A 12,879-nucleotide genomic window follows, 5' to 3' on the forward strand; every position below is an offset into this window, starting at 1 on the left:
ACAACTGTAGGACTTACTCCTTATAGCACAGGGTACGCCAACCTGACAGTGAAAGTTGCCAATAGTTGCGGTTGGGCTTTGTATCCTGTGGGCTTTGGTGTCAATGTAAACCACTGCTATAGTGGATTTTCCGCAGGAAATGGCTATAAAGTCTATCCTAATCCTACCGATGATGTGTTAAACATAGAATTTGAGCATACAGAAGAACTCCCTGAAGAAATAGCCTTGTTCAATTCAGTAGGCGAGAAAGTGGCTGAGGCAGACATGAAACAGAAGGCAAAAGACATGGAGTTTCAAGCCCAGAAAAAGATTACTTTTGATGTAAAGAAACTTCCCAAAGGTACTTATTACTTGCACATTGTCAGCAAAGAGCAGGTAGATAAAAAACAGATTTTGATAGGGATAAGCAGTAGCACAAGTCATTAGACCTTTTTTAGCCAAAGTTTCTTTCTAAGTTGATGCTTCCCTCAGAGGGAAGCATCAACTGGAGGTAGTCCACTACCCCACCCCTAACTCTGCTTGAATCTGCTCCAAGGACTTGCCTTTGGTTTCTGGAATGTACTTCCAAACAAAAAACAAGGTAAAGAAACTCAAGGCAGAGAAGATTCCAAAGGCATACTGTCCCCCTATTTTTTCTAAGATATAGGGAAAAGTTTGCGTAACTAAGAAAGTGCAAGACCAATGTGCCGCTATCGCTACAGACATTGCCGTTCCGCGAATCTTATTGGGGAAGATTTCTGTAACTACTACCCAAGTAATAGGGGCTAAGGAAGCAGCAAAAGAAGCGATATATCCCAAGATAGAGATTAGCACTAAGTACCCTTCTAACTGATTGGTAATGAAGGCAAAAATGAGTAATAAAAGCGAAACTCCCATGCCCGCAGAGCCATAAATCATGAGCAGTTTTCTGCCTACTTTGTCTATGAGCCAAATAGCTACAAAAGTAAAGGTCAAATTCACCAAGCCGACCATGACGGTTTGCAAAAACTCATCGCCTCCCGTTTTCTCAAAAATCGTAGGGGCATAGTAAATCACCGCATTGATGCCTACTAACTGTTGCAAGCAAGCCAATACCAGCCCCAAGGTAAAAACTTTTGCCATTTTTCCTTTAAAAAGCTCACTGACAGGTACTTTTGCCTCGTCTATGCCATGGCTGATGTCTGCTATTTCTTTTTGTGCATTTTCTGCATTGCCGATTTTTACCAAAATTTTTTCTGCTTCTGAGTTTCTTCCTTTTTTCATCAGCCATCGCGGACTTTCGGGAGCGGAAAGCAATGCCAAGAAAAACAATAAGGCGGGCAAAGCCCCAATTCCAAGCATCACACGCCAATCGTTTTCTCCTCCTATTTGGTTTTTTATCAAGTAGTTAGAAAAGTAAGCGACTAAAATTCCTATCACTATCATCAATTGGTTGAGGGAAACCAAGCGACCTCGAATATTGGCAGGGGCAATTTCTGCGATATAGGTAGGGGACAGAACGGATACCGCCCCAATAGAAATGCCGCAAAGCACCCTAAAAATCACAAAAACTGCAAAAGAGTTAGGAATAGCTGTGCCTATGGAAGAAATAGCGAATAAGATGGCGGTGATTAGCAACATTTTCTTACGACCAATCAAATCGCTCGCATAGCCCGCTGTACCCGCCCCGATAGCGCAACCAATGACAGCAGAACTCACCGAAAAGCCCAGCCCTACTTCGTCTAATCCAAAAAAAGGCTTGATAGACTGCAATGCTCCCGAAATTACGGAGCTATCAAAACCAAATAATAAGCCCCCCAAAGCGGCGGCAAAGGTAGAGAAAAGAACAAAAGTAATATTTTTCATCATTTACTTGATAGTTTTAAAGAGATTAAAATAGCTCACAAACAAAATTGTAATTTGCATGAAGTAGGGAAGAAATCCAAGAAAGTTAAAATATTTAATTTGCGCCATTGTTTTTCCTTCAAATAGATGTGATAAAGAAATTTAGATTTTTTACTTTTACCAAGAAAAACTAAAACAAGATGAAGCAAGCTATTCTACTCATTTCAGTATTAGTATCTTTATTTTTCTTTCTTTCCTGCGAAAATCCAAAACAAGTAGCTGAAAGCCAACAAGATTCTATTATAGTTATCCAAGAAACACAAGAATGGGCTATCCTACCTTTTACCAAAGTCGACTCAGCTAATCCTATTTTGTTAGCAGAGAAAAACACCTCTTTCTTCTGCCCTGTTTCCCAAAAAAAAGTCTTTTGGGAAGCCAACGATGTGTATAATCCAAGTACAGTGGTGCGAAATGGAAAGATTTACATGATTTATCGGGCGGAGGACACCGTAAAAACAGTCAATGGGACTTCTCGCTTAGGTTTGGCAGAAAGCGAAGACGGAATTCATTTTAAGCGACTACCTCAACCTGTTTTTTTCCCTGACAATGATGAAATGAAAAAATACGAATGGATGGGTGGGTGCGAAGACCCTCGCATTGTGGAAGATAGCAGTGGGACGTACTTTATGACCTACACCGCCTATGACGGGAAAGTTGCGCGCTTGTGTGTAGCGTCTTCCAAAGACCTCTTGCAGTGGAAAAAGCATGGCTTGGTGTTTAAAAATCCTAAAAATAGGGATAGGTGGTCTAAATCAGGGGCTATTGTTTGCACTCTTACCCAAGACGGTAAAATGATTGCTACCAAAATCAAGGGGAAATACGTGATGTATTGGGGGGAAAATGGCTTGATAGCTTTTTCTAACGACTTGCTTACTTGGGAGTTTTTAGCAGATGAACGAGGCGAGCCTAAATCTGTTTTACCTAAAAGAGAAGGTCAAGATATTTTTGACAATGCCTTAGTAGAGCCAGGTCCTCCTGCCCTACTCACTGAAAAAGGCATCTTGCTGATTTACAATGGAGCATCAAAAGATAAAACCACAGGAGGTATTTCCAACTATTGCGGTGGACAGGCTTTGTTCGATAAAAATGACCCTACCAAACTCATCAGTCGCTTAGATACACCTTTTATCCAGCCCGAAAAAGACTACGAACTCACAGGCTTGGTAAACAAAGTTACTTTTGTCGAAGGGCTATCTTATTTCAAAAATCAGTGGTTTCTGTACTACGGAACAGCAGATTCGAGGATTGCGGTGGCATTGGCGAGCATCAAATAGCCTCATGTAAGCAAGTTTCGGATTTTATCTTTGCAAAATGCTTGCGACATTTGCCATACCAAACTCAGATACCCAATGAATCACGAAGAGAATATGCACTACGCCCAAGTCGCTAAGGCAATCGAGTACATCAAAGCAAACTTTCAAGCCCAACCTTCGTTGGAAGAGATAGCAGAGAAAGTGCATCTTAGCCCTTTTCATTTCCAAAGATTGTTTACGGAGTGGGCAGGTACAAGCCCTAAGAAATTTTTACAATACATCAGCATAGGACACGCAAAAAAGCTATTGAGGGAAAATCATGCTACCCTATTTGAAACTGCATACGATACAGGGCTTTCTGGTACGAGCCGCTTGCATGACCTTTTTGTAAATATAGAAGGAATGACCCCAGCAGAGTACAAAAATGGAGGAAAAAATCTTGCTATCAACTATCATTTTGCGGGAAGCCCTTTTGGAAATATCATTGTAGCTTCTACTTCCAAAGGGATTTGTTACATGGCTTTTTATGAAAAAGAAGAGGAAGCCTTAGAGAACTTGAAAACAAACTTTCCTTTGGCTTCTTTTGAGAAAAAATCCGACTTCACTCAGCAAAATGCGCTTGCTATTTTTGGGAACGATTGGAGTAACCTCAAACAAATCAAACTACACCTCAAAGGTACAGATTTTCAACTAAAAGTCTGGGAAACCTTGCTCAAAATACCTATGGGACAGCTTTCTACGTATGGAAAAATCGCTGAGCAGATAGGGCAAGCCACCGCTTCGAGAGCAGTGGGGACAGCCATAGGAAGCAATCCCATAGCATTTTTAATCCCTTGCCACAGGGTAATCCAATCCTCTGGAAATATAGGTGGTTATATGTGGGGAACTACCCGCAAGACAGCCATTATCGGCTGGGAAAGTGCAAAAGTTAAGGGTTAGCTTCCTTCTGATTCTTTTCTCTCTTGTGCTTCCAACGCTTGTGCGACCATAGCCAATAGGCTGGCTCCTCTTGGATAGTCTTTTCTAAAATATCTACATATTGTTGAGTAAGTACACCATGAGGAAGGTTTTTGGGTTCTTTTTCCATTAGTTCAAACCCCATCTCGTACTTGCCTCTGCCTGTTTTTTTGATATACATAAACACCGCCACCTGATTCAACTTCTTGGCAATCTTCTCAGGACCTGTATAGAAGGGCGTGTCTTGATGCAAAAATTCCGTCCAATATGCCCCCTCTACCGCAGGTGATTGGTCTGCCGCAAGCCACACAATCGTCGGAATATTTTTTTGCTTGTAGTCAATTAATACCCTCAGTGTTTCTTTCATAGGGGTTGGCACTCCGCCAAACTTTCCTCTGAGTTTTACAAAATACGCATCTGAATAGGGATTAGTTAAGGGGTGATAGACGGGTAAAACCACGTGTTTGAGCATCTGAGGAATAAACAACACCCATTCCCAGTTGCCATAGTGGGAACAGTACACTACTATACTTCTCCCTTCTTCATAAAGTTGGTTCAACAGTTCCGTATTTTTTACTACAATCTGCTTTTGAAAGTCCTCAAAGGTCATCGCCGAAGTCTTGATAGACTCTACCAACAAATCGCAGAAATGTTTGTAAAATTTTTTAGCAAGATAGGTAATCTCTTGAGAAGATTTATGTGGGAATGAGTTTTTTAAGTTTTCAAAAACTACTCTTTTTCTATATCCAACTACATAGTAAATCACTAAGAACAAAAAGTCTGAGAGCCAGTAAAGCACGCTCAGAGGTGTTTTAGCAAGCAAGTCAAGCAAACCATAAAATACAAGATATATCCACCTCATTGATTTATAGGTAAAAATGATTTAATTTTAGGGTGCAAAGATACTTAACAAATTTATGGAATTAAAGTTGATTGAGTAAAAGCTATACACCACATTAAAATTTTAAACAAAATGATAGTTAGAGGAATGTTTAAAAATCTATTTTTGATGTATTTATGCTTGTTTTTTTTATTGTTCAGTAACCTATCTTCTTTTGCTCAGAACAGAGAGGGTTGGGAATTTCTTTCTTGGGATATGAAAATGCGTCAAGTACAGGATTCTTTGACAGAAAGAAAGATTTTTTATACTTACGACTTGAACGAAGGAAAAGGAACTTACATAAAATTTAAAATTGCTGACTATGAGGCTTATGAAGTAAATTTATTTTTTCATACTGAAAATCAACTTCTCTATCAGGTCAATACCAAACGCAAATTTTCTTTGAAAGAAAACCAAGAAGCAGAAATAGAACTGGAACGAGTAGTTTCGGCTTTGCGAGAGGCTTGGGGCGCCCCTATCAAGGAGACCATGGACAAAACTGCTCCTTTTTGCCAATATGAAATCGTTTGGGAATTAGAAAAAAACTTAGTCAGCGTTACTTATTGTAAAACTTCCTCTATATCTTTGACTATCAACTATAATAAAAGAAGCTAAAAATATGATAGCATTGGTCATCTTGGCGGCGGGAGAATCGCGGCGCATGGGTACACCCAAGCAGTTACTAACTTTTGGAGGCAAAACATTGATTCGGCACAGTGCCTTGGTAGCTTTGGAGTCCTTATGCTCGCCTGCTATTGCTGTCTTAGGGGCAAATCAAGAAAAAATAGTCCCTGAAATAGCCCATCTTACTCTTAATGATAAGCTACTTCACGTCTTAAACAATCCAGACTGGCAGGAAGGTATGGCTTCATCTATTCGCTTATCTATCAATCATTTGGTAGAGGTTATGGGAAAAAACTTGGAGGCTATCGTGTTCATGCTTTGCGACCAGCCTTTCGTAGATGCAGCATTGATTAATGAGTTAGTTACGGTGTATAGGCGTACTCGCAGTCCCTTAGTAGTTTCTACGTATGAAAACGGCGTGAATGGCGTTCCTGCCCTTTTTTCAAGTGCAATTTTCCCCGAGCTTTTGCAACTCAACGGGGATACAGGTGCAAGAAAAATCATTATGCAGTTTTCTGAGAAAATGCTATCTGTTCCTTTTCCCAAAGGGAACATAGACTTAGATACTCCCGAAGCCTATCAACTATTTTTGGAACAGTATAAATAAAAAAATTACTTACTTCCTTTTTTCCATACCGCTTAGTACTCGCCTAATATCGTTGGCATGCACCATGAGGGCTTTGGTAGCCTCTATGTCCTCATTGTCAATGATTTCCTTAAAGTATTGTAGTTTTTGTATATAGCTTCCTAAGGCTACAGAAATATTTTGCTTGTTCTGCACAAAGATAGGCGACCACATTTGAGGAGAACTTTTTGCTAAGCGCACAGTAGAGGAAAAACCACTTCCCGCCATGTCAAAAATGCTTTGCTCATCTTGCTCTTTGTCCAAAACCGTTGCGCCTAAGGCAAAAGAACTGATATGGCTAAGATGAGAAACATACGCCAAATGTCTATCATGCTCATCAGAAGGCATATAGCGAATCTTCATCTCTAAGATATTGCTAAGCAGTTCTATTATCATCAAAGCCTGAGGACTACTTTTTTCTTTATCGCAAATAATCATGATTTTATCTTTGAGCAAGTCCGCAAAAGCGGCTTCAGGTCCAGAGTTTTCCGTTCCTGCAATAGGGTGCAAGGCTACGTATTGTTGCCTCTTGGGGTGTTGGTCTGCTATTTTGCAGATTTGCTCTTTGGTGCTACCCAAGTCGGTAAGCACGCTGGTTTCTGGAAGTATGTCCAAGACCTTGCCTATCTGCTGACTAATCACATCTACTGGCGTAGCCAATACAGTCAGAGAGGCTTTTCTGATGCCTTCCTCAAAAGAGGCTGATTCGTTAATAATACCTAATTCTAAGGCTTTTTCTACGTGCAAGGGGTTGATATCCACCCCGATAATATGAGTTTCTTTGATTTTTTCTTTTAGTCCCAGCGAAAAAGAGCCTCCCAATAAACCCAGACCAATAATGCAAATTTTCATTTTTCTTCACTAGCTAAGCAATCATATAATTAAAATACCTACAAAAGTAACAACAATGAAATATAGATGAAATACACTGAAGCACTTTATTTCCCTCCCGCAGGGCAGTGAGTGCGTAAGTAATTGGTAAACAAGGTAGAAAGATGCTCAAAAGTGCCTTCGCCCTCTGCTAAACTATGACTGCGATTAGGATAAGCCATGAACTGGAACTGCCTGTTGTGCTTTATCAACTCATTGAGCAGCATTTCTGCATTTTGGTAATGTACGTTATCGTCATGCGTTCCATGAATGTACAAGAGATTGCCTATAAGGTTTTTAGCATGGGTAATAGGTGAGCCTTGAATAAAATCTTGGAGGTTTTCTTGTGGCAACCCCATGTATCGCTCTTGGTAAATATTATCATAGGTTAGTTGGTTAGCCACCGCAGCAATGGCAATGCCTGTCTTGTAAATATCAGGATATTGGAAAAGGAGATTAAGCGTAGCAGAGCCACCTCCACTCCAGCCCCAAACTGCTACTCTTTCTGGGTCTATAAACTTCCATTGGAGGATTTCTCTGGCGGCGAGTGCTTGGTCTTTGATATTAACTACGCCTATTTTCCGATAAATAGCTTTTCGCCAAGCCCTTCCCTTAGGGGCAGGTGTACCACGACCATCTAAGGAAATGTAGATATAGCCATCTTCGGTCATATCTCCTTGATAAAGAAAGTTATAGCCTGTTGCATAAGTATCTGTTACTGTCTGAGCGGCTGGTTCAGAGTAAACGTAAAAAACGACAGGATACTTTTTGTTAGGGTCAAAATGACTTGGCTTGACCATCCAACCGTCCATTTCTACACCTTCGGAAGTAATGATTTTGAAAAACTCTACCCTGTTTCTCGACTTATCTATGCTTTTAATTTTATTTTCAATGCTATTAGATTCATTAGTAGGCTTTTGTGTAATCAGATTGACTATTTCCTTGCTTGGAGGAATGTAAGTATTGGAAAAAGTATGCACTGCCCAAATTCCATTAGGAGAAATCTCGTAGTTGTGCGTACCTGACTGATTAGCAGGGGTTAGCATTTCCAAATTCCCCTTACCATCTAAGCGAGTGCGGTACAGATAGGCTTGAGTAGCATTGGTTGGGGAAGCCAAAAAGTACACCCAGCTATTTTTTTCATCTATGTATTTTACCCCCATGACATCGTAGTTGCCTTTGGTGATGAGGGTTTCTTTCTTTCCGTCTTGCGAAATACGGTAGAGATGCCGCCACCCGTCTTTTTCACTTAGCCAAAGAATTTCTTTGCTATTAGGTAAAAAATGAAACTGATGTTTGAAATCCACATGGTAGGCATTGTCAGAGTCGTCAGGAGAGCCAAAATCTATCCAAGCCTCGTCTTTTTCTACGTAAATTACCCTACTACTGCCCGTTTCTGCATTGCAAAGGTAAATCTTGCTCTCGTTTTGTTTGCGGTTGAGTTGCTGCACCAGCACCTCTTTTCCGCTTGAAAGCCAATCTAAACGTACAAGGTAGTGCTGCCTTTTATCTCCTTCTATGTTGAGCCAAGTAGTTTTAGCCGTATTGATGTCTATGATACCTATTCTGCAAGCTGAGGGCGATTTGCCGACTTTGGGGTACTCGACAGGAATAGGGGTAGAATAGACAGAGTCTATGTAGTTAATCATCAGAAAATCGTCAATATCCGTAGCATCTATCTGCCAATAAGCCAAAGACTTGCCGTCAGGACTCCACCGAAAACCGTCCCTGCAAAAGAACTCCTCCTCATACGCCCAGTCAAACGTTCCATTGATGAGTTTGCGGTTGCCGTCAGTAGTTAGTTGCTTAATATTTCCTGTATTCAAGTCCTCTACATACAAATTGTATTCGCTCACGTAGGCTACCTTGCTTGCATCGGGAGAAAACTTGGCAAACATCATAGAGCCGCGAGGTACGGATTTGCCTAATTGCTTTAAAGTCTTGGTAGCCAAATCATAAAGCCAGTATTCTCCTCTGGTATTGATACGCCAAACCCTTTGAGCATTGGCATAAAGTAAGATTTTCTTCTCGTCAGGAGAAAAATAAAAATCAGTCAAGACAAGGGGGCTATTTTCTCCTTGTGGAACGAGGTTTTGATTGCTTACAATGACATTTTTATTTTCTGAAGGAAGTTGATAAAGGGCTATCTCATTTCTCTCCAGTTGGTAAAAAGCATTGCCATCTCTTGACCACTTCAGCGATTGAGCGGGAGAAAGATGAACTAAGAGTAATAAGAAGAGAACTGCAAGCAGATATTTTTTTAAAATTTTCATGGTATTAAGATGATATTTGATAACCTAAAAATACATTTGAAATCAACACCGATGTGCCTTGCCAATAAGTAAACCTACCAATTTACTTTGCTTGTTGGCTATGTAAAGCTACCTCTCCCGCTTATAAGCTAATGTTACTATAAAAATATTATTCCTCTGGAACAGTTTGTCGATACCCAACACCGAAGGTAAGCGTATTTGAAGCTCTTTATGAAGTTTTCTTTGGTAAAGTTTATCTTTATTATTGGTAACACAGTTTGTAAAAATATAAATCTTGCATGTAATTGTCTATAATTAGATGAAGTAATTTTTAGTATTAGAGCTTACTTATTCATAATCAATGAGTTAAATAGATAACTTTTTTAGACAATAATTTTAGAACACGGATTTTACAGGTTAGACTGATTTTCACTGATGAATTACTCAAAAAATCTATGTTTTATTCGTAAAATCAGTATTATCCGTGTTCTATAAATAGTCAGTAACAATTCAGATGAATTAACCATGTATGATTGGAAAAGTAGTCTATTGAAAATCAGATAGTAAAAATTTTATTATAGTACATGCTTTTCAAGCACAAAATGCTTAGACTATTAACTTTACACAATCCTCAGAAACAAAGCTTTTCTCGTCTTTTATCCAATCGGGCAAGCCAGCCCCCTGCACAGTTTCTCCCTTTGCTTCTTTCTCTGCAACTTGCAAGTTGAGTTCTAAGATTTGACTCAATAAGTCGTAATCTTCCTCAAATCCGTATGTTTCTAAAACAATTTTATCTAATTTTTTTTGTAAGACTAATACAGGGTGCGCAGAGAACTCTTCTGCATTTCGATAAATATCTCTCAAAGAAATTTTTTTATGCTTTTTCATAATTTCATTTCTTGATTTCCTCAATTCTCTACCCAATTCAGCAATTTTTGTTATCTGTTTGCGAGTAGGTTTTTGCGGAAAAGGGAAAGTTTCCCATACAGATTCAGAAGTATAGCGAAAATCCTCCTTTAAAGTAGAACATTTTGCTTTCCACCATTCCCAATGCACTTTGGATTGCAAAATACCATAAGAGTAATCATCTTCGAAAGCGAATACCATCAAAGCATCATTAGGACGGATAGAAGTACAAACAAAATCAAAAATATTTCTTTTAGAAACACGAGAACAAACGATATATCTTTTGAGGTCTTTGATGCTTTTAAGCATTTCCTCACGCCCGTAAGCCAACTTCCACCAATATTTGAAAAAATTGAGGTGATGTTTGTTCGTATATGCTTTTGGGTCTTTTTCTAATAAGGCATTATTTATTTTTTCCTGCTCCTCCGCCTTTTTTTCTCTATCAGGAAAAACCTTTGCTTTGACTATTTGATATAATTCTGGATATGTTGTCTTTATATCTTCATAATCAATGTCGTCAAAATCAATGACAAAGCGATTGGGCTGCGACAAGTTCTCTGTAAGCCACTCTCTTGCTATGAGGAAAGGTTTTAAAACTTTTTCTAAACTTGGAGTTACCTCCAGCATTTGCAATGCTGTTTCTTTGGGGACTAAAAAGCCTTCATGCCCATGTGTTTGCCCTTGAAATACTCTTTTTTCTCTTATGTTGCACTGCAAAGTTTTAGCAATCGTTACATCTATTTTCAAAGAAAGACTTGTATTTATCTCTTGTACATGGTGTTCCTGGAGAATACCTTTTTTATCTAAAACAAATAATTTCTTCTGCCCCTCATATTTTCCCTTTTTCCAATTGACAATAGATACATGAACTACTGCCTCTCCTTCCCAAGGTTGTGAAGAAACCGCATTAAAAATATCGCCTCCATTGGCTACGATGTAATCCAAACTGCTTTCTCTACTATAATTTTGGCGAATAGTATTGGTTGCTACCAGACCTGCATAAGCATCTTCTTTCAGGTATTGATGTGCTTTATAAAACCAATAAACGCAAAAATCAGCATGACCATTTACTTCTGGATAAGCACTTCTCACTCTGTTAAGGTATTCATTGCCAAACTCATACTTCATCTTATTTTTAGATTGGAAAGGTGGATTTCCTATGATTGCATTTGCCTTTATCCACTCTGTTGGCTTACCCTTATCATTGACTAAAGCATCAGCACAAATGATATTTTTGTCTAAGTTATCTAAGGGTAAAGGGCTATATTTATTATCATACGTTTCTTTATAGTCAAAATAGCTCATTTCCTTAGCAATCATCAGAGATAGCCTAGCAAGTTCTACCGCATATTTATTTTTGTCTATTCCATAAAACTGTCGTGTACTTACAAAAGAGTAATCTTCTAAAAACTTTGTTAGTCTTTTTGCTTCATGCGGCTTTACAGACAGGCTTCGCACCTTATTTAGTAATTGATTTTCAATCCCTTTTAACTCTTTAAAAGCTACAAAAAGAAAATTTCCACTTCCGCAAGCAGGGTCAAGGACTTTGTAATTGGTAATTTCGTGAAGTAATAAATAATAATCGTCTAAGGTTTGAGCTTTTTCTATCTTTCTCAACCAAGGCTGAACTATGCAAGGATAGACAATCTTTTGAATATCTGCTTCCGAAGTATAGTGCGCCCCCAATATGTGCCTTTCCCCTTTTTCTAAACCTTGCTCAAATACACTCCCAAAAATAGAAGGGTTTACTTTTCGCCAATTCTTTTGAGAAGCAAAAAAAATGTTATTAACCTCTTTTACAGTAAGTTCAAATGCTTCTATTTTTTCAAATAATCCTCCATTGAAATAAGGCACTCCTTTAAATTTACCAAATTCTTGGACTCCTTCTGTATTCATGGCTTCAAAAAGTCCTTTTATCCAATCATAGCTTTGAGGCAAAGAATGATAACCCAATTTCCCGTGATTTGTGTCTTTTTCTAACTCGGAAATAATGCGAAAAAATACCTTATCAGGAAGCAAGCCAATGTCTTGAGCAAACATAGCCAAAATACACTGCATACAGTAATGTAGAGCTACTTCTGGCTTTATGTCCCTCTCTTTGAAGGATTTGAAAGTATGTGCCATTAAGTAAGCGGCTTCTTTAGTAACTACCTCATTACTTTTTTGAAAAATTGGCTCTACATAGTCAGGATATAAAAAAGAAAGGGCGGGGTGCAATTCTTCCAAATCAACTACTCTGACTCTTTCTACGGGTTCTATTAACTGCTTGTTGAAATCGTAAATCCAAATCTCGTCAAAGTTACACAGTAGTGCAAACTTAGGTCTGTTAGGAACGAGCAGAAGCCAATAGTTGAGCAACTGCTCGTAGTGTGCTTGGAGATATTCGCCCCTTTTTTTCATTTCTATAATACAGCGAGGTTTCCAAACCAAATCAGCAAAGTTGGTAGTATTTTTTGTTGCATCTTTCAACTTAAACTCGCACTCTGCCCCTGCTCCTCTAATACCGTCTGTATGTCCAAAAGCAATAAAAAGTCTTTCTAAAAAAACTTGCGCTTCCTGCCTTTCTTTTCCTTTGATGTACTCTTTCCAATATCTTACAAAGTCACCTATGGATTCTTTCATGGAGATTTAATAACTATTGAATCCAAA

General features: G+C 38.8%; 10 protein-coding genes. 5 read left to right on the top strand and 5 right to left on the bottom strand.

Annotated elements, in window-relative coordinates:
• The coding region (locus BM141_RS18315) for a T9SS type A sorting domain-containing protein (protein WP_221407706.1) at positions 1-426 on the top strand (426 nt) is incomplete at its 5' end.
• Positions 427-498: 72 nt separating this feature from the next.
• On the opposite strand, the gene BM141_RS18320 is transcribed toward BM141_RS18315, so the two are convergent.
• Positions 499-1,827: a sugar porter family MFS transporter gene (locus BM141_RS18320; protein WP_221407707.1), complete on the bottom strand. Its 1,329-nt coding sequence runs from the start codon at positions 1,825-1,827 to the stop codon at positions 499-501.
• A gap of 176 nt (positions 1,828-2,003) precedes the next feature.
• On the opposite strand from BM141_RS18320, the gene BM141_RS18325 reads away from it, so the two are divergent.
• Positions 2,004-3,137 carry a glycoside hydrolase family 130 protein gene (locus BM141_RS18325; protein WP_091548925.1) on the top strand — a complete coding sequence of 378 codons (1,134 nt, stop codon included), beginning with the start codon at positions 2,004-2,006 and terminating at the stop codon, positions 3,135-3,137.
• Positions 3,138-3,212: 75 nt separating this feature from the next.
• Positions 3,213-4,055, top strand: a complete 843-nt coding sequence (locus BM141_RS18330; RefSeq protein WP_091548926.1) for a bifunctional helix-turn-helix domain-containing protein/methylated-DNA--[protein]-cysteine S-methyltransferase — start codon at positions 3,213-3,215, stop codon at positions 4,053-4,055.
• Here the strand turns inward: BM141_RS18330 and BM141_RS18335 are convergent.
• Positions 4,045-4,935: a lysophospholipid acyltransferase family protein gene (locus BM141_RS18335; protein ID WP_091548927.1), complete on the bottom strand. Its 891-nt coding sequence runs from the start codon at positions 4,933-4,935 to the stop codon at positions 4,045-4,047. The two genes, BM141_RS18330 and BM141_RS18335, sit on opposite strands and share 11 nt — an antisense overlap.
• Before the next feature lie 111 nt (positions 4,936-5,046).
• On the opposite strand from BM141_RS18335, the gene BM141_RS18340 reads away from it, so the two are divergent.
• Positions 5,047-5,568, top strand: a complete 522-nt coding sequence (locus tag BM141_RS18340; RefSeq protein WP_143090986.1) for a hypothetical protein — start codon at positions 5,047-5,049, stop codon at positions 5,566-5,568.
• A 4-nt stretch (positions 5,569-5,572) separates the two neighbouring features.
• Positions 5,573-6,184 carry a nucleotidyltransferase family protein gene (locus tag BM141_RS18345; protein WP_091548929.1) on the top strand — a complete coding sequence of 204 codons (612 nt, stop codon included), beginning with the start codon at positions 5,573-5,575 and terminating at the stop codon, positions 6,182-6,184.
• Between the two features lie 9 nt (positions 6,185-6,193).
• Here BM141_RS18345 and BM141_RS18350 read toward each other — a convergent pair whose 3' ends face one another.
• The 3 genes from BM141_RS18350 to BM141_RS18360 form a co-directional block, all read right to left on the bottom strand.
• Positions 6,194-7,054, bottom strand: a complete 861-nt coding sequence (locus BM141_RS18350; RefSeq protein WP_091548930.1) for a prephenate dehydrogenase — start codon at positions 7,052-7,054, stop codon at positions 6,194-6,196.
• A gap of 86 nt (positions 7,055-7,140) precedes the next feature.
• Positions 7,141-9,345, bottom strand: coding sequence for a S9 family peptidase (locus BM141_RS18355; protein WP_091548931.1), 2,205 nt, complete (start codon positions 9,343-9,345; stop codon positions 7,141-7,143).
• A 585-nt stretch (positions 9,346-9,930) separates the two neighbouring features.
• Complete coding sequence (locus BM141_RS18360; protein WP_091548932.1) at positions 9,931-12,852, bottom strand: DNA methyltransferase; 2,922 nt, start codon at positions 12,850-12,852, stop codon at positions 9,931-9,933.
• Positions 12,853-12,879 lie beyond the last annotated feature (27 nt).

This window comes from Thermoflexibacter ruber (assembly GCF_900113045.1).
Lineage (GTDB): Bacteria > Bacteroidota > Bacteroidia > Cytophagales > Thermoflexibacteraceae > Thermoflexibacter > Thermoflexibacter ruber.